The following is a 23,682-nucleotide window of genomic DNA, read 5'->3' as shown; positions in this document are numbered from 1 at the left end:
AGGTTTTTAACTGGTTAATCCATTGTAGTAAACTAGCAAAACCCTCTTCATTATTTTCAAATGTAAGAGAATCACCAACTATTATTCCACGGAAATTTACAGCTCTAGCTACGTGGAGTTCTTGGGCGATATCTACACCAACCACAAGGTGTTTATCTGAAATTCTCTCAATTAGTTGATTTTGTTTGTCTTGCATCTTAAAATTCACATAAGGGTTCCTCCTTAAGGTTTTGAGTTAGAGTGGTGTCTATACTCATATCTTACTGAGGGACCTATTTTTTTTCAAAGTTGAAAATTAGCTGCCTACAGGAATTCTAACGGGGCAGGTTGAATAAGAAATTATTTAAAACAAACTATTTTAAATAATACAGAAATAAGCTAATATGGAGAAAATAACCATATTTGAAACAAGGCGTTTTAAATGTATGAGATGGAAAAAGTGCTAGCCTTTTTATTTAGGATTGGTTTGAACGCATTAATAATATTGGCATTATTAAGCCTCAATGGAAAAATAAACCCACATAAAAAACGGTTATCTATCTTAAGTCTTATTTCAACTTTTATTTTCACTTTCATTCCTACAATTGTTAATCGAGTTGATAAAGATTTGTGGGAGTTTAACCTTTGTTTTCCTGCTGAAGGTTTTGTTTATCGGGGTGGATGGGATTTAACTTTTGTCTCTTTCGGGTTTATATTTAACTTTTTCTTCTTTTATTGGGTGTTAAAATTAATTTTAAAACTGTGGAAAGAACCAACAGTAAAGAACTAAAAATTATCGATACTGATACAGATAGGATTTATTTACCCTCTTATTAAGCTAACGATGTGCGATAGTGAAGTAAGATGTCATAACATAGAGATATTTTGGATTAGAGGGATTCTTAATGAACAAAAAGAAAAAGAAAAATTTACAAGCATTGGTTTGGACATTAATAGCAGTTTCATTGTTTATAATTTGGTGGTTTACCAGATAAATACCATAATAACGGGTAGTTTGTGAAAATATGTACTTAAAGTAATGGAGTGCGTTTCTTTAAAAGGGGGTATGAATGTGACTTCTTCTTGGAACTTAAATAATACCTTAATAGATTTACAATACTCATATGAAAGTTTATTGGGCTTATTGAGCAAAATATTACTTAATAAGAATGATTTCTCTCATTATGAATTTGCTCTCTGGTGCGATAATTTTACAATGATCTTTGATGAAAATGAACTATCCCCAATGGATGAAAATGCATATATTGTCGCACGTGACATAGAATGCCAGTGGGATTTATTCTTGATTAATTCCTATCCATTAGAAGAGTTGCAGAATTTAGATTTATCAAAGGTAACTTTACCTCAAGATTGTTATATACAGTGGTTAAAACGATTAAACGAGAGGTAAATGGTGACCTTGCTTGTTCAAATAACGGAGTGCTTTAACAAAAGATGGGCAAAAAAAGGTGTTACCTTATCTGGCAGCACCCATTTTTATAATTAAAAGTCAGTTTTTATTTATGGAAATAAAATTAATTAAATTATAACATTAAACAAATAAGGGCTAGGCAATCTGAGAATTACACCTTGTACCAACTTGTTTTGATTGTAATAAATCATTTAAGGCTTGCTGATTAATCACTTCATTAAAATCAGAAGGGTGGGCTAAGGAAATTCCTCTCCGATTAGCAACAGAAATAATTACACCTATTTCATAATACATATTTTTCGTAAGAATACCTTTTTCAATATTATTAATAATTTCATAGTAAAAACGAATTAATAACTCTTCAGGTAACTTTTCATAGAAATCCATTTTTTTCACCTCAAACTCCAACGATTGTAAGCCTTTTCAATAATTATACCATTAATCGTATGATTATTAATGTTAAAGTTGTGTAAAAAATTAAAAACATTATGATTTGTTATAGTAAAATACGGAATGTTTGATAATCGACTTCACCCTAAAACCTAACAATCCACCTTCATCAATTAACGGGTGCAAGAGTGGAAGAATGGGGATTGCTACGGTGTGACTTTATTTATTCAGTAGATGGTTGGAGGTCTTTTTGTATGGTTAATTTAAAGGATTTAATTGTGTTAACCCCTTTTACAAAAGTTTGGGATAAAATCGTGATCATTTTGGATATTCGCTTATTGGTAGTAATTTTAATGAATGGTTAGGTTTGGTTAAAAGGTATATGAGCTGCTTTCGAGGGGATGAACCGGGGCATCAGCTTACTTTATGGTAAGGTCTAGCTATTTTTTTTGAATTCTTCCTAATTTAATTATAACATTTAAAAAATGGTTAATATAGACTTTTTATTCTCATTTACTACTGCTAAAATCAATAGAACATTAATGGTTAGGGGAGATGTGGAATGAGTTCTTTGGTTCTCGGTTTTCAGGAAATGGAAAAAACACAGCTTTTGCTCGTTGGCGGAAAAGGGGTAAATTTAGGGGAATTATCAAAAATTCAAGGAATACAAGTACCAGAGGGATTTTGTGTTACAACAGTGGGATATCAAAAAGCTATCGAACAAAACGAAACGTTTCAAGCCTTGTTGGATCTACTAACAAAGCTAAAAGTAGAAGATCGAGATCAAATTGGTGAAATCAGCAGGAAGATTCGGAAAATCATTATGGATGTAGAGATTCCTTCCGATGTTGTGAAAGCTGTTGCTCACTATCTCTCCCAGTTTGGCGATGAACATGCTTACGCAGTGCGTTCCAGTGCAACGGCTGAAGATTTACCACATGCCTCTTTTGCCGGTCAGCAAGATACCTATTTGAATATCATCGGAGAAGAAGCCATTTTGCGGCACATCAGCAAATGTTGGGCTTCCTTATTTACGGATCGTGCCGTGATTTACCGTATGCAAAACGGATTTGACCACAGCCAAGTGTATTTATCCGTTATCATTCAACGGATGATTTTCCCTCAGGCATCAGGGATATTATTTACCGCTGATCCGATTACTTCTAACCGAAAGCTGCTATCCATCGATGCCAGTTTTGGACTGGGTGAGGCACTTGTGTCAGGCTTGGTCTCTGCCGATTGTTATAAAGTACAGGAAGTTAAAATCGTCGATAAGAGGATAGCCACCAAGAAATTGGCTATCTATGGACGAAGAGAAGGCGGAACAGAGACACAACAGATCGATCAGAATCAGCAAAAGACACAAACACTTACTGATCAACAGATTTTACAACTATCACACATTGGAAGACAGATCGAAGCTTATTTTGGCTACCCACAAGATATCGAATGGTGTTTGGTTGATGATACATTTTATATTGTCCAGAGTCGTCCAATCACGACTTTATACCCCATCCCTGAAGCGAATGATCAAGAAAATCACGTCTATTTATCTGTTGGACATCAACAAATGATGACCGATCCCATGAAACCATTGGGATTGTCTTTATTCCAGTTAACGTCTTTTGGACCCAGGTTTAAAGCTGGTGGAAGGTTGTTTGTTGATGTCACACCTAGGCTGGTTTCACCTGACAGCAGAAAAATGTTATTAGATGCCATGGGACAACACGATCCGCTCATGAAAGAAGCACTCATTGCCATAATAGAGCGAGGAGATTTCATAAAATCTTTACCAAATGATAAGCACGAACAGAGTTCCAATAAAAGCAATAAAAGTGTGTCGTCTGCGGATTCTCAAGCACAAATCGAAAACGACCCGACAATCGTTTCTGATTTGATCAAGAGTACTCAAACATCGATAGAAGAGTTAAAACAAAACATCCAAACGAAATCAGGATTGGATTTATTTAATTTTATTCTAGAAGATATCCAGGAATTAAAGAAGATATTATTTAACCCACAGAGTTCGCGTGTATTTATGGCAGCTATGGATGCTTCATCCTGGATCAATGAAAAAATAAATAAGTGGTTAGGTGAAAAAAACGTAGCAGACACACTTTCTCAATCTGTACCAAACAATATTACTTCGGAAATGGGTTTGGCGCTATTGGATGTGGCAGATATGATTCGTCCATATCCAGAAGTAATTGATTATTTACAACATGTAAAAGATGATAACTTTTTGGGTGAACTGGTTAAGTTTGATGGTGGACAGGAAACCCAAAACGCTATATATGCTTATCTTAACAAATACGGAATGCGATGTGTCGGAGAAATCGATATTACTAAAACTCGTTGGAGTGAAAAACCAGCTATACTTGTCCCCATGATTCTTAGTAACATCAAAAACTTGGAGCCTAATGCCAGCAATCGGAAATTTGAGCAAGGACTTCAGGAAGCTTTGAAAAAAGAACAAGAGATATTAGCGCGATTGAAGCAATTACCCGATGGTGAACAAAAAGCCAAAGAAACAAAACGCATGATCGACTTAATCAGGAATTTCATCGGTTACCGAGAATATCCAAAATACGGAATGGTTAGTCGATACTTCGTTTATAAGCAGGCTTTACTGAAAGAAGCCGAACAACTCGTACAAGCGGGCGTTATTCATGAAAAAGAAGATATATACTATTTAACATTTGAAGAACTTCACGAAGTCGTACGCACAAATAAACTGGATTACCAGATCATCAGCAAACGAAAAGACGAGTACAAATTATATGAAAAACTAACTCCACCACGTGTTATCACGTCTGATGGTGAAATCATAGCAGGTGAGTACAAACGAGAAAATCTCCCAGCGGACGCTATTGTAGGTCTACCTGTTTCTTCAGGAGTTATAGAGGGAAGAGCACGTGTCATCTTAAACATGGAAGATGCTGATCTAGAAGCTGGAGATATATTAGTCACCTCCTTTACTGACCCTAGCTGGACACCATTGTTTGTATCCATAAAAGGCCTAGTCACCGAAGTTGGTGGACTGATGACCCATGGAGCAGTTATCGCACGTGAATATGGCTTACCAGCAGTTGTAGGGGTAGAAAATGCTACCAAACTGATAAAGGATGGGCAACGAATTCGCGTGCATGGAACAGAAGGGTATATCGAAATATTGTAATTGCTGAATACTCATCTTCACATTTGGAAAGTCGGTCATATGGATGTATTGAGTGGAGTTGGATCGGTAACTATCAATTTGTAAGTATGCACCACCGATAAAGTTGACTTCAACTTTTTGCCCAATGGAAAGATTGTAAGACACCGCTCTGGTAACTACTGGAGCGGTGCTAATAATTAAATCTGAACCCCTTGCAGGAGAAATAGAAGAATATAAGATTTATTGACATCCCATTAGCTGGTTTTGTTCAATAAGGCTTTGCAAGGATCTTCCACAATCTGGCGCAAGAATTGAACAACGATGCACTGTTTCAGCAGTTCATTTTTCTTAGTGTCTAATCAGTTAAAGGGCAGGTTTATTGAGTTACAAGGGCTTAAATTTTGTGTTAGATCTTTATTATTAAATTTTTTATATAGTGGGGATAATAAAATTTAAAATTAAAGAAATTTAGCATATTCAAAAAAGGAGACAATGCCAGTTGAGTGAAGCAATTAATTTACATAGAAGTGCGAGAAACATGTTAATGGCGACAAGCCGGACCTTCTTTATTCCTATTAGTCATCTACCGTCAGGATTACAAGAAGCTGTTACATCCGCCTACTTATGCATGAGAGCTATTGACGAGATTGAAGATCACCCCCAACTCCGATTGGAATCAAAACATAATCTTTTAAGTTCGATCAGCCTGCTCTTGAAAAAGCCCTTCAATAATAAAGAGTTAATGGCTTTATTACACCCATACAACTCCCTCCTACCGGAGGTTACCTTACGATTTGGCGATTGGATAAAGCTTTGTCCACCCACAATTGTAGAGAACATTTTGAATGCCATATCTACTATGGCGAAGGGAATGGCTGACTGGTCTTTAAAAGAGTGGCAGATTCAGAATGAAGAAGGTTTAAATGAATACACATTCTACGTTGCAGGTTTGGTAGGAGTCATGCTCACAGATATTTGGAAGTGGTACGATTCCGTTGAAACGGACAAGGATCTAGCTATAGCCTTTGGGCGTGGCTTGCAATCAGTCAACATTCTTCGCAATCGTGCTGAGGATTTAGAACGTGGTGTGGATTTTTTTCCCGATGGTTGGGAGTTAGAAGATATGTTTATGTACGCTCGACGTAACCTAGCATTGGCTGACGTTTATTTGAAGGATATTAAACCCGGTCCGATCCTTAATTTTTGTAAAATCCCGTTAGCTCTCGCTCATGGTACTCTTGATGCTTTAACAGAGGGGAAGAAAAAAATGAGTAGAACTGACGTCACTGAAATAGTAAGTCGAGTAGTTTATAGAAAATAAAATTGCAAAATTAATATTGATACCTTGTTGTTTCACTAACGGGTGCAAGAGTTAAAGATTGGGATAGCTGCGGCGATCCCCTTTTTATTGCACTAACGTATGCAGTTTAGTTGAAGAAGTAATTTGATTATTAATGTCGCATTTGAGATAAAAGACGACGATAAGAGGTGGTTGTGGAGTGAATAGATTTTATGTAAAAAAGATGAAAAAGAAGCGTCCTATGAACGCTTCCTATAAGTGAGGTTTTTACCATTTTAGTGTTGATTAATCTTATATAAAGATTAGTAAGAGTTTAAATTTTGAAAAAATAAGGAATATTTCGAAATGGAACAGCCGGACCTGAAGATAGGTGACCAGACATATGTGGAGTTGTTGAAACTGGACTTATGTTAAATTGACTACCACCAAATGAATAATATTGGTGAGGGTATATACTATGAATTGGCTGTGCCCAAGCTCCCCAAGTTAAAGGAGTAAAACCATAATAGCCCACTCCATTGATACCAGTATTAATTTGGTACATTTTGTTCCCAACTTTCGTCTGTTTTTTATATTTTATTACTTTAAGAATTTAAATGAGTGTGTCTTTATTGTTTTTAGGTTGAATTTAATATTAAATTTTTCTTTTACAATTTTAAGTTAATGTCCTCATTAATAAGGACAATAAAATAGGACATCAGCATGTCGTCTTTAGAGGATAATGTGCAATACTTGAAATGGTGCTTGTTCAACTGACGGGGCAGTTAGTTCAATAAGATTTTTCTTAGAAATTAAAAATGCCCATCCGTATGAGGAAGGACATAATAGTTATTATTTTTCTTTTGCGATTTCTTTTCTAATAGGAGCGAGTGGAGGTTGTTCTAACCACTTGTATTTCACCATAATATCAAACCAGTTTTTGGTTACTGAAAGATTTTTAAGAACGGCTGTTTCATATGCTACAGCTAGGTCTGTTCGCATGGCTGATGCTAGTCCTGTCCCGTGATATACTTGTGCAGCTTGAGCCAAGAAACCAATATGATACAACATTAATTTATCCGAAAAAGGAGAGTCTTTTGACATTGTAACTTCTGATTCCCACGACATTGGAACTGGTAAATTATCCTTGTGCATAATTTTTGAGAAGGTTTGTATCTGTTCATCAGCCGTTTTTTCAGAATCCTCTAAAAACTTTCTTACCTCTTTCGATTCAGCGACTTGACTGAATCCGATAGAAAGAGCTTTAGCCATTATGCTCTTTTTTATGTTAAGAGAAATACTGATCATTTCTGTAGCAGATAAAACTCTCCCTTTTCCGAAGAATCCATCACTAAAATCTTTGGTAGAAATAAATTCAGGGCTCTCGTTAGGATAGAAATAGGGGTCTCTTTGGAATTTTCCTTTTTTAAGCAATAACTCAATGGTTAAATCATACATATTTTTTGCATCATTATCACATGAATTGTAAAATTCACGTAAGTCCTTTCTGACAGAAACACCTAGAGCAGTTGTATGACCCAACAAACCATGTATACTCATAATATACAAATAATTCAAACAGAATGTATCAGAAAACAATCTCTTTGCACTTTTATTAAGGTCGGACTCAGTAAATCCAATGGGAACTGGAAATCCCTCTTTCTCAATGAAGGAAACAAGCTGCTTCTTTTGCTTTTCCCATGTCGCAAGGGCTATTTCAAAAACCTTTTTTATTGATTCGTCTTCCAAAATAGAAAACATATACCTATTTACTATATTGGTCATTGTTCCGTTTACATACTCCCCCCATAGTGTTCCTATTTCGGAAGATGTAAGTTTTAAATTATCATTTTCCATTTTCTCACCTCTTACGTATTTTTTACTAGTTCAGAAATAGATATGCAGTTCTTCGGACTTTTACCTTTTAGATGATAACAGTTGAGCAGTTGCAGGTTGAACTCCCATGAAAATAAAAACTGAAAAAAGGTATACAAAAATAGACCCAGCAAAACCAGTTTTTAAAAAAAGGCTAAGCCTTTAGTGATCTGTTTAAATTGAAATTGTTTATTGAATACGAGTCGGAACCTCTCAACATAGAATAAATTAGGTTTAGCCGGCGCAACAACCAGAAAAAGGATTAATCTCCCATGAGTGCTACCCTTAATGGGCGCGACAGTCGGTGGTGCACCGTGGTCGTCGGAGTCAGACTAACGGATGGGCTCTAAGGCACCATAGTTCAAAGACCTTCTTCGCCAGCATAAAAACAGTATAGTCTGCCGGACCATTTTCATTCTCTGTGGTGCAGTGCCGTTTTTGCACTGCATGGATGGCTAACGGGTGCAAGAGTTGAAGAACGGGATTGCTGCTGCGATCCTTTTTTGATATGGAGCTAACGAAGCAGGTTAGTTAAACAAGAACGATGTAAATTCATAAATGATTAAATGACGTAATTTACATATACTATTAACTATTAAGGAGATGAATAAATGGAAGAAGATTTTTATTTCTCAAAAAAACAATTTATAAGTGGTTTGATGATGCCGAAAAGTATAGGTGGTTTGACGATGAAAAGAGGTGATGTATCACTCGCTAAGATTAATGATGTGTGGGAAAAATACACAGAATCTGTACCAAGAGGAAGAAAACCTTTATCAAATCATGATGATCTAGTTTGGATTGGCGGAGGCAAAGATGTGGAGATTGAACGGGAGCAACTTTCACAAGAACAGATTGAAACTCTGATTATAGGAATGAAAAATAATCATTAATTCTGAGTACGAAGATGCTTTAATATAAAAGAACAGATAGTCAGCTGCCATACTTGGCGGCTTTTTCTTATTGAACTAGAGATGCAGGTTAGTTGAATGTAAAGAAATAAAGGTCGAGTTAGTTTAAGATATCTTGGGAAATTTTAGCTATCGGTGTGGTAAAGGTGACTCAAAAATGACCTAATTAATCTTAGGGTTTTATTGAACCAAGGGGTAAAGTAAGGATGTTGCGACAGCAGGGTTGAAAAATTAAATACCTTGAAGACAGCTTGTGTTTCACCCCAATAAAAAAGCACCCGATTATTCGGATGCATACTTAATTATTCCGTGTAAATAAACTGAGTATTCTCGTAGTACACATTCTCTTAACTTGATTTTTCCTTCACTTACTAATTCTCCAACCAATTCTTCAATCTTTTTTACATCTTCATTTGTAGCTTTAGGAATCTCTGTTGAAAACAAATTACCTCGACTGGCATTGTGTAGTTTTTTTAATAATTCAACTTTATTCATTGGGTCATCCCCTTTACCTATTGTATTCGACATAAAGGAGGTACTTTCCTTTGAGTTATTTCACAAACGTGGCAGGTTAGTAAAAGAAGGGATCGGTTAAACGTCCATCATTTAGTATGATTAATGAATTTAATTCTAGTTAATATTCTACTTCGATTTTCTATCGAATAACATTTTATTGTAGTTATTTTTTGGGAAGTAGAGGTGATATCTTTGATACAAAAATTACTGCTTTCAATGGAGCAAATGATTTACATAATTCAAAATGGGTTACAAAAAACGAATTCACCAAAGGATGTAACCATTATAGGTGCAGGGATATCTGGTTTAGTTGCTGCTTCACTCTTAAAAGAAGCTGGACATCGGGTTACCATTATTGAAGCAAATAACAGAATTGGCGGAAGAATTTACACAAAAAGGGAACCTTTTATTAATAATCAATATATAGATCTTGGGGCAATGCGTATACCTTCATTTCACCATTTAGTTTTTGAATATATAAAAAAATTCAATTTACAAGTCAATGAATTTATTAATAGCACCCCTAATGATCTGATTTACATCAATAATATATTAACAAATGAAAAAAATTATGGAACAAATCCAGACCAATTAAGGTTTAAAGTCTACCCAAGTGAAAAAGGAAAGACTGCAACAGAGTTACTATTATTAGCAGTTGGTCCAGTTATTGATTTTATAAACCAAGATCCCGAAAAAAATTGGGATATAGTTATTAATATGTATGATCATTTTTCAATGGCTAACTTTTTAAAATATAACCCTGTGGGTGTATCCTTATCAGCTGAAGCAATCGATATGATTGAAACGATGGTCGGATTAGAAGGGTTTTCTGAACTTGCATTTACTGCAATATTAAGAGAAGTTTTAGTACTCCTTACAAAGAACCTAAAACTTTATGAAATTTCAGGGGGTACTGATCATCTTATTAATGGATTTTTACCACAATTAAAAGACGATATTATTACTAATCAAAGAGTAAAAAAAATTATGCAACAAGAATCAAACGTAACAATTTATACAGAAAATCAAATACTTAATACTGAGCATCAACTTACAAGCGACTTTGTTATTTCAACAATTCCTTTTTCTTTATTGAATTTCGTAGATTTACTTCCCTTTGAGTCTATTTCATATGACAAGAGGAAAGTTATTAGAAAGATACATTATGCAAATTCAACTAAAATAGGACTTCAATTTAAAACCAGATTTTGGGAAGAATATGGGTTATATGGTGGGAAAATAACAACCGATTTACCAATCAAGTTTGCATATTTTCCTAGTCATGGTCAAGAGGCATCGGACAGTACAGGGATTATGTTAGCTAGCTACACATGGGAAGACGATTCTAGTATTTGGGATAATATGACACAACAAGAACGTATAAAAATTGCTTTAAATAATCTTTCGTATATATTTGGAAATCAAGTGTTTACGGAGTTTTTAATAGGATATTCACATAATTGGTCTAAATTTCCTTATTATGGAGGAGCATTTGTCATGTTTAAACCCGACCAAATAAAAGAATTAGGTCAATATATTAGTACACCAGAAGGGAGAATTCATTTCGCAGGATCACATTCATCTACTACACCAGGTTGGATTCAAGGCGCGATTGAAGCAGGAGTTAGAACAGCATATGAAGTTAGTAATAGGTAAGTTTTATTTAAATATCAAAAGATGAACTTCCACAAAAAGGTCATCTTTTATTGATAATTAGAGTAGTTATTTAAACAGATTACTGAATATAAAGGATTTTCTTATTCAACTAGCGCATGCGTTAGTTCAATAACGATCGACTGCTTCGGCGGTCTTTTCTTACGATTAGTCAATATCTTTTTTAGTAAATTTATTAGTTATAATATGTACGGAGTTTAGTGGTTACCTAATAATAATTTAGGGACGAATTTTTAAATTTAGATATGCCAAATAGACCCAGCTTACTTGGATTTTTTTTACTAGGTCATTTGAATATGTTATTATAAAAAAACTATGATTTGGAGGCCAACCCGTAATCATAGTTCATATTGTGTGTAGTAAGATAGAAGATGTTCTTCAAAAGCTTATTCACACAGGCGATGGACGCAACTTTATGACATTTGTTATAGGGTTGCGTTTTTAATTTGTCATAATACTCGACGATGTGATTGTGCCCGAAACGCCTTTGCTTAATCATGTTCTGAATGATTAGGAAGAGCAGTTTTCGTAAATGTTTATTACCACGCTTGTTGATTTTGTCCCTAAAAAAGGTTTTTCCCGATTGGAATCGGCGAATATCATACCTGCATAAGCATTCAATTGTTTGTTATTTTCGAAACGATGGATGTCTCCGATTTCTGCCATTAAGCGTACGGCTGTATTGGGGCCAATTCCTGGAAAGCTCAATATCACCTTGTATTCGCTGCGCTCTTTCGCTAATTGGACCATATCCTTGATACATTGTTCTTTCTGTTGGAGAAGGTCTTGGTAACGTCTAGCGTATGTCCGTAGTTGTTCGCACAATACATCTGACGAAGAAACAGCTGGATAGGACTGATGGGATGCTTCAATTAGTGCAATTGCTTTCTTTTCTGCGATTGCTCCTGAGATATTTTTATTTGTATTGGCACGTATTTTATTTTTTATTAGAGAAAAAAATAAATTTTTTACCAATAAAAAACAAAAGTCGGCCGTCTACTATATGAAAGGAGGCCAAAGATGACTCAAACTGGTTTGCAGCAATTAAAGACCTCGGTGGATCCCCGGGATGAATTTAAACAATTATATATTGACCATAAAAAGCATGTTTTCGCGATGGCGTTATCGATTTTAAGAGATTTTGAATTGGCCGAGGATGTACTGCAAGAAGTGTATATCAAACTTTACCGACATTCAAAGTATAATCAAGTGACCAATGTGAGAGCATGGCTGATTCGGGTAACGCGCAACACGGCACTCGACCTTTACCGGAAAAAAAAGCGCGAATTGACCGGGTTTGACGACCAATATTTTGAACGTCTGGAGTACATATCCGAAGACCCTGTCGACAAAATAGTGTTATCCAAATACCTAGCACTCCTGGATAGTGGAGAGAGGCAGATCGTCATCATGAAGGATATCTCGGGGCTAAAGCATAAAGAAATCGCCAAAATTATGGAGATGCCTTTGGGAACTGTTCTCTGGAAATACCGAATGGCCTTGAAAAAACTAAAAAAAGGTCTGGAGTAAGGAGGAAATTTTTGGATGGGAAATGAAAAAATCATGAAGCATTTAGACAATGCTTTGGAAAAGCAGGTCCCAGATGTATGGGATGAGTTGAATAAAAAAATCGATCAGTTAGGGGACAATTCTATGATCATAAGAGAGAAAAAATCTTTTTCAAGAAGGATATTACTTACGGCTGCAGCCTGTTTGATTGCGGCATCTTCCCTGACTTTTTCACCAGTAAGAGCGGCGATCCAAAACGTTTACGATAAAATTTTCTCAAGCGAACATATCGATGATAGTGGATTAAAATCCGCCCTTACAAATGGAATGGGCCAGGAAATCAACAAAATCTACTATGATAAAGATCACGATATTACCGTTCATTTTAATAGTATCCTGATGGATGACAAGGAAGCCAAGCTTTTGGTTACCTATGAAAGCAAGAAAACTAATTTGAAAAACTATTACCTTGATCTTTTTGAAGGCTATACTTCCATGAACTTAGTGGTAGGCAATGAGTTAAAGAAATTGAAAAATATCGGCTGGGGCAGCCGTTATTACGATGAGAAGGCGAACAAAGTGGCAGAAGCGCTCTCGTTCGAATCCATCAGCACGTTCCAAGGGGATGAAGTCCATTTAAAATTGAAAGACTTGACCATTCATGGGGAAAATGGGGCAAACCGTGTGGAAACCGTTTGGCCACTTGATTTCAAGCTCTCGAAAGAAGCGGTTGGTGGTCGCGAAACATTTGATGTGAGTAAAGAATTTACATTTAAAAATGAAACCTATCAAGTAAAGCGAGTGGAATTTTCGCCACTTGAAACAAGGGTGGTCGTCACTGGCACGGACATTAAACCACATATTGAAAACGGTGTTGCCTACGATGTGTTCAGCAAACTCCAACTGCAATTCTTAAATGCCAGAAAAGTTGATAAAGAAAAAGGGTATACTGTCGATTACAACAAGTCTGGTGTATTCTTAAATTCGGCCGGCAAAATGGCCGACCCAATCTTCAGCAAGGCGGAGGCAGACGGACCGCGTGACCAATACGTCCTCTACTTCGCCCCAGTCAAAGACCGCCAAAACTGCGTCCTTCAAGTGGGCGATTTAAAAATTAACTTAAGATAAAATGGGAAGCTGTCTCAAAGTTTTTGGGGCAGTTTTTTTGGTAAATGTATCGATGTTATGCGAATTATCAGGGATTGCAAAAAAGTTGCCGGACAACGGTCGAAAATCCCCTATAAAACGTTTAGGTTCAAGCCTAAGCGTTTTTTTGATAATTATCTCTTAAAGATTGTGAAATAATGTACTTAAAGTAAAGGGTGCTAGAGTTGAAGATTTGGGTTGCTACGGCAGCCTTTTTTCTTGTTCCACTAACGAAGCAGCTTAATGTTATATAGATATAACCAAAAGCGGAGAATAATTCAGAGGTGAATTATGAGACAGTTATGTTTTTTGATAATGATTATTTCCTTTTTTTTATATGATGTAAATAAAGTTCAGGCAAAACCTAAATACTTTTATTATCAAAACAACTCACTTGAAATTAATGAAATGGATTATATCTCAAAAAAAATACCATCAAAATTTGATGGGTATACAATAGTTCAATTGTCTGATCTGCATAGTAAGGTATTTAGAGAAAACCAAAAGGTTTTATACCAAAAAGTGAAATTGTTAAAACCCGATTTAATCGTATTTACGGGAGATCTTGTTGATCAAAAAAATTATAACGAAGAAGCAAGCCTAATGTTAATGAGGGAGATTAATAAAATTGCCCCTGTTTATTTTGTGACTGGAAACCACGAATGCTGGTCCGGAAACTTTAGTTCACTTGAAAAAAGTTTAAATAATATTGGTATTAAGTGATGAGAAATAGTTACGAAAAATTCAAATGGGACAAGATGAAATGTATATAATGGGCATAGATGATCCTGCAATACAATTCGATGGAATTTCTGTAATTGAAATCGTTAAAGAAGAGATAAATAGCACTCTATATAAGATGAAAAAAAGGGAAAGTTTTAAGATTCTGTTGTCTCATCGACCAGAACTATTCCAACTTAAGCTAACGGGTGCAAGAGTAAAATAAAGCAACGCTATCGTGAGATGCGTTGCTTATTTATTTCTAAAAAAACTTCCAATATAATTCCTGCCTGATGCTTCCGCTTAACTGGGCATATATCCGGGTGGTTTCACTTTTTTCATGACCTAATAGGCTTTGAATAACATCTAAAGGTGCTCCATTATTCAAAGCAACAAGCCCAGGCCCCTACATCGAAGCAAATCAAACGAGAGATGGATGATAATAACAAAGATGCCTGGATTGCTTCCTTACGCCGCCGCATTAAGAAGCTAGATTGTGAAAACAAAGAACTAAGAGAACAATTGAAAGTGACTTACGCAGAAGTATATAAAAAAATCTGAAGGAACACCGTTCCCTCCTATCTTCACCTAAAGGGACAGATTGTGGGGGATTGCAGGGTTTTATTAAAGGTCAATCGAATTCATTCGTGATGATTTGATACGGAAGGAATTTATGACATAATGGAAGTTCAGTATAGTGTCGTTGGAAATACAAATTTAGACTGGTGGAGGGATTCGCAATGTCGAACAACATCTCAAACAATACTCCGGGAAAAATACACTTCATGTTAAAGGCTACTTCGCCGAGAGCAACTTTTCCTCAGGACATGACCGAAGAAGAAAGGAACATCATGCTGCAACACATCGACTATTGGACAGACAAGCAGAATCAGGGGATTGCTTTGGTTTTTGGACCGGTTTTAAATCCTAAAGCCCCACATGGACTTGCAATCATCGAAGTTGAGAATGAAGCTCAAGTCCCAAAACTCATCGCAGAAGATCCCGCCGTTATTGCAGGAGTAATGACAACAGAATTTTATCCGATGATGGCAACATTACCTAAATAACACCCTTTGATGATGCTATCGTTAGTGAAAGCCTAATCATAAGCGGACTAGCGATGATTGAAAACAGGCTAGACAAAAAGAGAAATGTGGTTATTTCAATTGGCTTCGGTGAAACTAACGGATGCAAGAATTAAAAACAGTAACTCTTTTGTGGGTTGCTGTTTTTCGTTTCTTAATTGTTATTATGAAGAATTTCACTTAAAGTAACGGTCAGGTTAGTGCAAAAAGTGATATTGATTCTAACATCTATTTTTGCTTACATATCCCTTTCATCTACAAACTTCATCATTTCTTCTTCTATGGTTTCAACCAATACTTGATTACTATACATAAATAAAACAACTTCTTTTAAGTCATCTTCAATATGAATTTCAGCTTCAATGCGTATTTTAGCTTGTTCTCCTTTATAAATAACATTAAAGCTTCCTATTTCTTTTACTCCATTATACTGTTTCAATTTTTCTATTTCAGATTGAATCGCATTGATTTCATCATCAGTAAAGCCAGAGTCTAAGATCGAGGATAATTCTTTTAAAAAAGGTTGTACATTTTCAAGGTCAAAATTCATTCCTGCGGCCAATGGTGCTTCATTGTTGTTTACATTGTTATTTTTGTTAAACATATAGATAGTACCTACTAAAACGATAATAATAAGACAAGCGATTATATATTTCATATTTATTTCACGCCTTTCTGTTTATCATTATAATTCAACAATTAATGGTGGCTTATGAAATCCCTACTTTACCGAAAGATGTGGCAAAAATTATAGAGCATTATCAATTCATTCTTTTTAAATAACCAAGTTCTGAAATATCAATCCTAAATTGCAAAATAGATGACATTCAAAATTTTTAAAATATACTTTAGCAACTCAGTGGATTGTAAGTAACCTTGGAGATTTATCCATTGTTATTCAAGACGGTAGAAAAATGCAAGTGCGTAGAATGAGCAAAATAGGCTACCAAAACCATTTGATTCACATAAAATAAAGCAAATTTTAGTTTTGGAGTTGGGAATAATGGAACTTCCAAAAAATATGAGCAATAACAGAAAAGTTTTCAGCGAGAATAAAAGTAATAAAATTTTAGGACTGGAAAAAGAGGTTGCATTAGGGCTTTGGATTCAAGTAATAGGTCAAATCATTGAAATTAAAGGTTTATCAGGGCTTTTGCATATTGAGGAAGATGCAAATACAATAGGTGAAGAACAAATACTAACTGGTGTTTGGATTAAGACGATTGGACAAATATTAGAGGCTATTTCTGTCTCAAGTCAAATAGGAGAAACAGATTTAATTAAACTGCTGCAAGAACAAAAACTCGCCATCACAGGAGATTTGCTTGTGTCAATTGGTTCAGCTTATGAAGTAATCGGAGGAATTCATGTACTTGAAGAGGAAACAGACAAAATTCCTCGCATAGTTCCATGACGAAAATGATAGGACATTTGTAAAAAAAGTGAACATTTAGCGAAGTAAGGAAAATATGTGCCGCAATACTGTTACAAGTTACAGATGTGTTTATGAAAAAGTAATTCAATTATATTGGTAATTATGACTGGACTTGCAATTGTGGAAGAATTTATTTTCTTTCAGATTGGGAAAATTCGAACAATTTAGCGTTAATGTTATTGCGTGGTACGACAATTTTATGCAATTGAGAGAAGGTATCCATTTACCTTCAATAATAATATTATTCAACTAATTGATTGATTTAAGAAGACTGTAAATAGACAGTCTTTTTTGGGTTTGAGCTCCGGGTAGATTAGTGAAAAAAATTATTAAGCCCTTCTTAAAAAACTGGTATAATTTAGGTGGAGTAAAGTGAATGGGTTCAACTTAGTTTTCAGTTGTTAACATTATAAAAGGCATATATTCTGATGCAACTAAGATATATCTTGTTTTCCCCCTAAGACTTATCTTATTGCATTTTTACAAAGGAGCTAAATACTATGTTTAGTAATCCGATTTAAGCTGTCCCTCATTTCTAATAAATAATTAATAAAAATGGGGGATGAACTTGAAAACAAATCGTAATTTTCTTTTTCTAATGCTTGGTCAGTCACTGGCTAATGCAGGCGATGTGTTTTACATTGTCGGTGTTATTAGTTTTATTTATAAAATAACCGAGTCAGCTACCGCATCAGCGTTCGTTCCATTTATCATTACTTTTGGTATGTTTACTTCAAGCATCTTTACACCGCTACTAATTGGAAAATTTAATTTAAAAAAGCTGTTAGTTGGTTCACAAATAGGAAAGACAATTATTTTATTTGTTTTAAGTTTTGTAATGATGACAGGATTAGAATTAACAAACTATTACTTTGTTTTTTTTATCATAGCAGGTATTGCTACCCTAGATGGATGTGCAAACCCAATTAGGCTGACATTAATTCCTTATTATGTGGAAAAGGAACTCCTAATACAAGCAAATGGAATAGCAGAAACAATTACACAATCCATTCAAATGGGTACCTGGTTTTTGGGGAGCTTGTTATTAATTGTGTTCAATGCAAACCAACTAATTTGGCTTGTTGCTGTACTATTTGTTTTATCCAGCTTTATATTAAGTTTGTTGAAAAATGTTGAACATAAAGCAGAAAAACAAGAAAAAAAGTGGGCTCAATTAACACAAGGTTGGCAAACGATAAATGCTACACCTATATTAAAAAGTATGGCTAAAATGGAGTTTTTTGAATCTATCGCCAGCACCGTGTGGATAGCAGCTATATTAATTGTCTATGTAAAAGAGGCATTACATGCAGAGGAACAATGGTGGGGATTTATAAATAGTTCGTTTTTCATCGGATTAATTATCGGAAGTATAGTATGTGTTAAGTTGTCTCAATTTGTAGAACAAAAAGGATATGTTTTTATTATGACTGGGACCCTTTTGACGTGTGTTTTAACAATTCTATTCGGCATAACGAGTTTTCCTTTTATTGCTTTAATTTTATCAGCCCTGATCGGTCTTTTTGGGCAGTTGAAAAATATTCCTCAACAAACAATAATCCAAACAAGCATTACAAAAGACCAATTAGCAACTGTTTATACGTCTTTTGGTACCATTTCAACAGGTACATTCGGTATTTCTTCACTAATAATGGGAGTATTATCGGATTATCTTGGTGTTCGGAGTGTTTTTGTTCTTTCAGGAGTTTTACTTTCAATTGTTTTTGTAATTGCATACAAAAAAAGACAATTATTTATGAAAACAAGTTATCGAGGATAGGTTCTTGAACCAAGAGAGGAATTGTTTACAATTCCTCTTTCTTCTTCAACTAAAGGGGAGTTTAGTTGAAGATTAAAAAGGTAATTACTTATATCCATCAAATATTTAATTCTGAAAAAAGTATTACCGAATTAGAAGTGTTAAAAAGGTTAGAATTATTATGCAAGGTAAGGGTTGAGAGTTCTAATTGGAGGTACTAATAATGACTAATAAATTAACCGAAGATACATTTCAAGATATAATTCGCAGATCCTCCTAAACTAGTAGAAGTGTCTAATCGCTGATCGGTTTGACCAATTGGCAACCATTGCAACTGATATGAATCCTCTATATAATTAGTTGAATTACCTGTAAATGGAATCCCCAATAAGGGCCATTTACTCGAGTTCCTATACGAAATGAATATGATGGATGTGCATCGGCGAATCAGTTTAAACTCGTAAATGTTGAATGATGACAAATTTAAAACTTAACAAAATCGGAGGAATAAAAATGGCAAAACCAAACCTGTGTCAAAGCTGTGGCATGCCCATGAAAGTGTCAAGTGACTTTGGAACTGAAAAGGATGGGACACCGTCAGAAAAATACTGTCACTATTGTTACGAAAATGGTGAATGGAAGCAGCCTGATTTAACATTCGATGAATTTTATACATTCAGTTTAAAAAAGTTTCAGGAATCAGATATGAATCGGATTGAAAAATTTTTTCTCAATAAAATGTATACAAAAAAGTTCTTAAAAAAATTAGAGCGCTGGCGCTAAAAGACAAAATTTGTAGGTGATGAATGTGAAAACGAAATCAGAATTATGTCAAAACATTATGGGGAAGTATACAAATTGGGCAGAGAAAAGTTTAGAGGCAAGCACCTTACAAGTGCTTACCTATTAAAACCTCATCCAGAGAAATGATTCTATGAGTTAACTCTTCATTCGAATCTAAAACACCTATGACAATTTGATTGTCTTCTGTTATTGTGGCATATCTGAAATGTTTATCCCCATTAATTAGTAAAGCTGTTACCTGTTTTGCCTCCATCTTCGCAAAGACACTTTCTGTGTACTCAAGTGGTAGAAAATCATCTAATCCTTCTGTTGGTCGACCAACCCATTTAAACAGGAAATCTTTGATTGCAAATTGCTCAATCATCGATAAACTTTTCTTGAATGTTAGCTTATCCACGGTTACTGTTTTCACTCTAATCACTCCTCAAATAATAAGTAAAGTTTATACTTTCAAATTGCTAACTTCAACTTTATTACAGTGTCAGAATAGTTACATTTTGATTTCGGGGTATTTCAAATAAGGAACGTATAGAAATCATTATTTAATAATTGCTCCTTTCCTTATTCAACTAATTGATAGGTTAGTTAACAAGCAGGTAAAAAGGTATTTTAAACGTAATGCAGAACTATATAGGTGAACCGGAAAAGGTTTTGATAACAGTGATTTGAATAAGGAGAAAAAATTTGATGAATTGCTTAGTTTCTTATTCTGATAGCAAGATTGTGAAAGCTGTACTTAAACTATCGGGTGCAAGAGTTGAAGATGGGGTTGCGGTGGCGATCCCTTTTTTGTAATGACCTAGCGGGCAGAATACTTCAATAAAAGAAGAGCAGATGCATTCAGCAAACTATAATAAATTAAATCAGTATGAAAATGGTAATATAAATTGGAGATAGTTAATTTCTTTACACTGGAATTTTGGTCACATTCTTGTCAATTAAAAATTAAGGAGGAATAACGATGTCAAAAACAAATCAAAAAATCGTTCCGCATTTGTGGTATGACAAGGAGGCAAAAGAAGCAGTCGAGTTTTACACTTCCATTTTCCCTGACTCAAAAATTACGGGTGTAAAAACAATCCACGATACTCCATCAGGCGACTCCGATATTGTCTCGTTTGAACTTTGGGGGCAGAAGTTCATGGCAATCAGTGCAGGGCCCTTTTTCAAGCTCAATCCGTCGGTATCTTTCATCGTAAATTTTGACCCATCGCGAGAAAAAGACGCGGGAGAAAAAATAAATGAGGTTTGGAACAAATTGTCCGAAGGTGGCACCGTGTTAATGCCACTTGATCAGTATCCGTTCAGTGAGAAGTATGGCTGGATTCAGGATAAGTATGGTTTTTCCTGGCAGTTAATCCTTACCAATCCAGAAGGTGAAGAGCGGCCTTCATTAGTACCGTCACTTTTGTTTGTCGGCGATAATTGCGGCAACGCGGAAGAGGCGATTAATTTTTATTTATCTGTATTTAAAAATGCAAAGCAGGGACTTATCGCCCGCTACCCAAAAGGCATGGAACCTGACCAAGAAGGAACCATCATGTTCTCTGATTTCATGCTTGAAAATCAGTGGTTTGCCGCAATGGATAGCGCGCATGAGCACAAATTCAGTTTTAACGAGGCATTCTCATTTATGGTGTACTGCGACACACAAGAAGAGATTGATTACTACTGGGAAAGGCTCTCTGCAGTTCCTGAAGCCGAGCAATGCGGCTGGCTGAAAGATAAGTATGGCTTATCCTGGCAGATTGTGCCAACTGAGATGGACGAGATGATGAGCAAGGGCACCCCGGAGCAACTTGCGCGCCTAACAAAAGCATTTCTTAAAATGAAGAAATTTGATCTTTTGAAATTAGAGAAAGCATACAAGGGATAATGAGAATACAACTTATGGAAGATCTGAGGTAGTCGAACAAATGACGGAAGAGTTCAGAGAAATGCTTAATTGAAACTAAATTTTCCCTTGATGAATGATAATTTTACATAGAAATGTTATTTGAACAATCTGGTGCAAGAGTTTAAGATCCGGCTACATAGCCGGATTTTTTGTTCTACAACTGATATGAACGAAACTGTCAACCCACCACACCCAAATGTTTTAAAATGGTGTTTTATTCAGTATGAATAGAGCTATTCCTTGTTTAACTTATAGACCAAATATCTTTCGGATTTAGCTTGTCAAGGGCGCACTTTCCCTTGATAAGCTAAATCCGAAATGGATACAATCCTAAAAGTTGAAAAAGGATAACCTTAAAAACTTGGCACGAAGGCAAAAACGCTGACGGTGGTATACAAACTGATATGCGTGGGTTGGGTACCACATTTCACTCCATCCGTGTTATTCAACTAAAGGTGCAGGTTTGTTGAACAAGAAACATTTTTATTTTTTAGTTAATACAACTTCATATATACATTAATAAAATTTTGATGGTAGATGTTGAAGATTACAAGTATAATCAAGTTAGAACTTTAAATTGTAAGCAAACTAGGTGCCCGTGTGAAAACATGGGGTAACAGGGAATCGGGTGAAAATCCCGAGTGGTCCCGCCACTGTAATTGAGGAGCTCTCTTTCATTATGTCACTCAACTATGTAGTTGGGGAAGACGATAGAGCGTGATGATTCAAAAGCCAGGAGACCTACCTAGGTTGTAACACCAAAACAGCCTTCGCGGAAAGGAGAGGTGTACGAAGATGAAACGACAATTGTATTCTGCCAGTTTGTCGTCTATTTGCACGTACCCATAAATCCTCAATCTGTCAAAGGTTGAGGATTTTTTATGTTGTATTTTGTTTATAAAAGGGAGGAAATTTTAATTGGAAACTGTATCACTGTTTTTACTTGTTTTTGTATTGGGACTTCGACATGGGTTAGATGCGGATCATCTTGCCTTTATTGATGGACAAACCCGTTATAACTGGAGAATGGGAAGTCCATTTGCACGTTGGGTTGGTACGTTATTTTCATTTGGTCATGGAGGAATGGTAGCGATGACGGCTGGGATTTTGGGAATGGTGATAAAGAATTTTTCATTCCCAGCTTATTTTGATAATTTTGCATCATGGGTATCCATTATTTCTTTATTCCTCATTGGCACAATAAATACTTACAATCTGTTACGCACTAAAAATAATAATGATGAATTTCAACTTAGTGGATTAAAGGGAAAGTTTATTCCGAAAGTTGCGAAGGGAACAACAAATCCCTTTCTTATCATTTTAGTAGGGGCTTTGTTTGCCTTAGCTGCCGAGACGGTAAGTCAAACAGCTGTCTGGTCCATGGCAGCAAGTAACTCAGGTAAATACACACCTTTATTTTTAGGATTAGTTTTTATGTTTGGCATGATGATTACAGATACAATTGATTCCATGATTGTTTATAAAATGGTGAATCAGTCCAGCAAAATCGGTCAAGCTGCGTCAAGACTAATGGGTTGGGTGATTGTCTTCTTAGCATACGGAGTTTCCTTCTATCTGGCATTTACTTTCTTTAACCCTTGGGCAGAACTAGATTTCGAAATCGTGGGAATCATTCTTTTCATTTTCTTAGTCGCTTCATTTATCTTTATAAGCTTTCGCTCTAAGAGACAAAATCATGAAATAAATACTACGAATTAATTAAAAAAGCTCTGACAATTTTATTGTGTCAGAGCTCTTTTTTCACCTATCAATTCTATTGTCTACACATAATGTAGATCTAGCTTATGAGTGGGCAGAGGAGGTCATCATCTTAAACAATGGGCATTTGTTAGCTCAAGGAACAGCCGTTGAGGTTTTTAATAAAAGAGAAATTCTTGAAAAAAGCCATTTACAAAAACCTTGGATTATGGAAGTGTTTGAAAGATTACAAAGAACGAATTTATCCAATAAAAAGTATCCGAGTTCGAAAGCAGAACTGTTTGAAATGATGGAATCATGTTTTAATGGGCCCAGCATTCAAGTTTAAGATGGAACTCTGACGAGTAATCCGGTTTTATCGATGCATAATTTTTTAAAAGCACCATTTCAACCTA

At 35.4% G+C, this 23,682-nt stretch carries 21 protein-coding genes, 4 pseudogenes and 1 riboswitch; of the genes and pseudogenes, 17 read left to right on the top strand and 8 right to left on the bottom strand.

Annotated elements, in window-relative coordinates:
- Positions 1-208, bottom strand: a pseudogene (locus tag KW850_RS07045) (IS110 family RNA-guided transposase); the annotation flags it as partial.
- Positions 209-421: 213 nt separating this feature from the next.
- On the opposite strand from KW850_RS07045, the gene KW850_RS07040 reads away from it, so the two are divergent.
- Both KW850_RS07040 and KW850_RS07035 read left to right on the top strand, forming a co-directional pair.
- Entirely contained in the window at positions 422-769 is a 348-nt protein-coding gene (locus tag KW850_RS07040; protein ID WP_218346847.1) for a hypothetical protein, read from the top strand.
- A gap of 282 nt (positions 770-1,051) precedes the next feature.
- Complete coding sequence (locus tag KW850_RS07035) at positions 1,052-1,390, top strand: hypothetical protein (protein ID WP_218346846.1); 339 nt, start codon at positions 1,052-1,054, stop codon at positions 1,388-1,390.
- Between the two features lie 156 nt (positions 1,391-1,546).
- Here KW850_RS07035 and KW850_RS07030 read toward each other — a convergent pair whose 3' ends face one another.
- Positions 1,547-1,807: a hypothetical protein gene (locus KW850_RS07030; RefSeq protein ID WP_218346866.1), complete on the bottom strand. Its 261-nt coding sequence runs from the start codon at positions 1,805-1,807 to the stop codon at positions 1,547-1,549.
- Between the two features lie 556 nt (positions 1,808-2,363).
- Between KW850_RS07030 and ppsA the strand changes: the two genes are divergently transcribed.
- Both ppsA and KW850_RS07020 read left to right on the top strand, forming a co-directional pair.
- Positions 2,364-4,979 (top strand): phosphoenolpyruvate synthase, encoded by a 2,616-nt coding sequence (gene ppsA / locus KW850_RS07025; protein ID WP_218346845.1) that lies wholly within the window; start codon positions 2,364-2,366, stop codon positions 4,977-4,979.
- Between the two features lie 478 nt (positions 4,980-5,457).
- Positions 5,458-6,279 (top strand): squalene/phytoene synthase family protein, encoded by an 822-nt coding sequence (locus tag KW850_RS07020; protein ID WP_374226280.1) that lies wholly within the window; start codon positions 5,458-5,460, stop codon positions 6,277-6,279.
- Positions 6,280-7,089: 810 nt separating this feature from the next.
- Here KW850_RS07020 and KW850_RS07015 read toward each other — a convergent pair.
- The gene (locus KW850_RS07015) at positions 7,090-8,094 is read right to left on the bottom strand and encodes a DUF3231 family protein (RefSeq protein WP_218346844.1); all 1,005 of its coding nucleotides are present in this window, start codon (positions 8,092-8,094) and stop codon (positions 7,090-7,092) included.
- Between the two features lie 629 nt (positions 8,095-8,723).
- On the opposite strand from KW850_RS07015, the gene KW850_RS07010 reads away from it, so the two are divergent.
- Entirely contained in the window at positions 8,724-9,005 is a 282-nt protein-coding gene (locus KW850_RS07010; RefSeq protein WP_035445281.1) for a hypothetical protein, read from the top strand.
- Between the two features lie 300 nt (positions 9,006-9,305).
- Here the strand turns inward: KW850_RS07010 and KW850_RS07005 are convergent, their stop codons facing one another.
- The gene (locus KW850_RS07005) at positions 9,306-9,518 is read right to left on the bottom strand and encodes a hypothetical protein (protein ID WP_026564780.1); all 213 of its coding nucleotides are present in this window, start codon (positions 9,516-9,518) and stop codon (positions 9,306-9,308) included.
- Positions 9,519-9,755: 237 nt separating this feature from the next.
- Between KW850_RS07005 and KW850_RS07000 the strand changes: the two genes are divergently transcribed.
- The gene (locus KW850_RS07000) at positions 9,756-11,195 is read left to right on the top strand and encodes a flavin monoamine oxidase family protein (RefSeq protein WP_218346863.1); all 1,440 of its coding nucleotides are present in this window, start codon (positions 9,756-9,758) and stop codon (positions 11,193-11,195) included.
- 331 nt (positions 11,196-11,526) lie between these two features.
- Here KW850_RS07000 and KW850_RS34225 read toward each other — a convergent pair.
- Positions 11,527-11,879: pseudogene (locus KW850_RS34225) on the bottom strand (transposase).
- A 354-nt stretch (positions 11,880-12,233) separates the two neighbouring features.
- Between KW850_RS34225 and KW850_RS06990 the strand changes: the two are divergent.
- From KW850_RS06990 to KW850_RS06980, 3 genes are all read left to right on the top strand, one after another.
- Positions 12,234-12,743, top strand: coding sequence for an RNA polymerase sigma factor (locus tag KW850_RS06990; RefSeq protein ID WP_218346843.1), 510 nt, complete (start codon positions 12,234-12,236; stop codon positions 12,741-12,743).
- 15 nt (positions 12,744-12,758) lie between these two features.
- Positions 12,759-13,850 (top strand): DUF4179 domain-containing protein, encoded by a 1,092-nt coding sequence (locus tag KW850_RS06985; RefSeq protein ID WP_218346842.1) that lies wholly within the window; start codon positions 12,759-12,761, stop codon positions 13,848-13,850.
- 309 nt (positions 13,851-14,159) lie between these two features.
- A complete protein-coding gene (locus KW850_RS06980) occupies positions 14,160-14,591 on the top strand; it encodes a metallophosphoesterase (protein ID WP_218346841.1) in 432 nt (143 codons plus the stop codon).
- A gap of 259 nt (positions 14,592-14,850) precedes the next feature.
- Here KW850_RS06980 and KW850_RS06975 read toward each other — a convergent pair.
- Positions 14,851-14,976 (bottom strand): annotated as a pseudogene (locus tag KW850_RS06975) (tyrosine-type recombinase/integrase); the annotation flags it as partial.
- Between KW850_RS06975 and KW850_RS33215 the strand changes: the two are divergent.
- Together KW850_RS33215 and KW850_RS06970 are read left to right on the top strand one after the other, a co-directional pair.
- Positions 14,976-15,149: pseudogene (locus KW850_RS33215) on the top strand (DUF6262 family protein); the annotation flags it as partial. The pseudogenes KW850_RS06975 and KW850_RS33215 sit on opposite strands and share 1 nt — an antisense overlap.
- A 179-nt stretch (positions 15,150-15,328) precedes the next feature.
- Positions 15,329-15,655: a YciI family protein gene (locus KW850_RS06970; protein ID WP_218346840.1), complete on the top strand. Its 327-nt coding sequence runs from the start codon at positions 15,329-15,331 to the stop codon at positions 15,653-15,655.
- A gap of 256 nt (positions 15,656-15,911) precedes the next feature.
- On the opposite strand, the gene KW850_RS06965 is transcribed toward KW850_RS06970, so the two are convergent.
- A complete protein-coding gene (locus tag KW850_RS06965) occupies positions 15,912-16,331 on the bottom strand; it encodes a hypothetical protein (protein ID WP_218346839.1) in 420 nt (139 codons plus the stop codon).
- A gap of 345 nt (positions 16,332-16,676) precedes the next feature.
- Here KW850_RS06965 and KW850_RS06960 point away from each other — a divergent pair, with 345 nt between their 5' ends.
- The 3 genes from KW850_RS06960 to KW850_RS06950 all read left to right on the top strand — a co-directional run bounded on the left by KW850_RS06960 (position 16,677) and on the right by KW850_RS06950 (position 19,650).
- On the top strand, positions 16,677-17,087 hold the full coding sequence (locus KW850_RS06960) for a hypothetical protein (protein WP_218346838.1): 411 nt from the start codon (positions 16,677-16,679) through the stop codon (positions 17,085-17,087).
- Between the two features lie 583 nt (positions 17,088-17,670).
- Positions 17,671-18,888, top strand: a complete 1,218-nt coding sequence (locus tag KW850_RS06955; protein ID WP_308128762.1) for an MFS transporter — start codon at positions 17,671-17,673, stop codon at positions 18,886-18,888.
- A gap of 492 nt (positions 18,889-19,380) precedes the next feature.
- The gene (locus tag KW850_RS06950; RefSeq protein ID WP_218346836.1) at positions 19,381-19,650 is read left to right on the top strand and encodes a zinc ribbon domain-containing protein; all 270 of its coding nucleotides are present in this window, start codon (positions 19,381-19,383) and stop codon (positions 19,648-19,650) included.
- A 106-nt stretch (positions 19,651-19,756) separates the two neighbouring features.
- Here KW850_RS06950 and KW850_RS06945 read toward each other — a convergent pair whose 3' ends face one another.
- Positions 19,757-20,083, bottom strand: coding sequence for a hypothetical protein (locus tag KW850_RS06945; protein WP_218346835.1), 327 nt, complete (start codon positions 20,081-20,083; stop codon positions 19,757-19,759).
- A gap of 549 nt (positions 20,084-20,632) precedes the next feature.
- On the opposite strand from KW850_RS06945, the gene KW850_RS06940 reads away from it, so the two are divergent.
- From KW850_RS06940 to KW850_RS06930, 3 genes are all read left to right on the top strand, one after another.
- Positions 20,633-21,547, top strand: a complete 915-nt coding sequence (locus tag KW850_RS06940) for a VOC family protein (RefSeq protein ID WP_218346834.1) — start codon at positions 20,633-20,635, stop codon at positions 21,545-21,547.
- A 594-nt stretch (positions 21,548-22,141) separates the two neighbouring features.
- Positions 22,142-22,331, top strand: a riboswitch (cobalamin riboswitch).
- A 155-nt stretch (positions 22,332-22,486) separates the two neighbouring features.
- Positions 22,487-23,287 carry a HoxN/HupN/NixA family nickel/cobalt transporter gene (locus KW850_RS06935; RefSeq protein WP_218346833.1) on the top strand — a complete coding sequence of 267 codons (801 nt, stop codon included), beginning with the start codon at positions 22,487-22,489 and terminating at the stop codon, positions 23,285-23,287.
- Between the two features lie 25 nt (positions 23,288-23,312).
- On the top strand, positions 23,313-23,615 hold the full coding sequence (locus KW850_RS06930; RefSeq protein ID WP_218346832.1) for a hypothetical protein: 303 nt from the start codon (positions 23,313-23,315) through the stop codon (positions 23,613-23,615).
- Positions 23,616-23,682 lie beyond the last annotated feature (67 nt).

This window comes from Bacillus sp. sid0103 (assembly GCF_019219025.1).
Note: the sequence above shows the minus strand (reverse complement) of the source record. Positions and strands in the feature narration are given on the sequence as shown.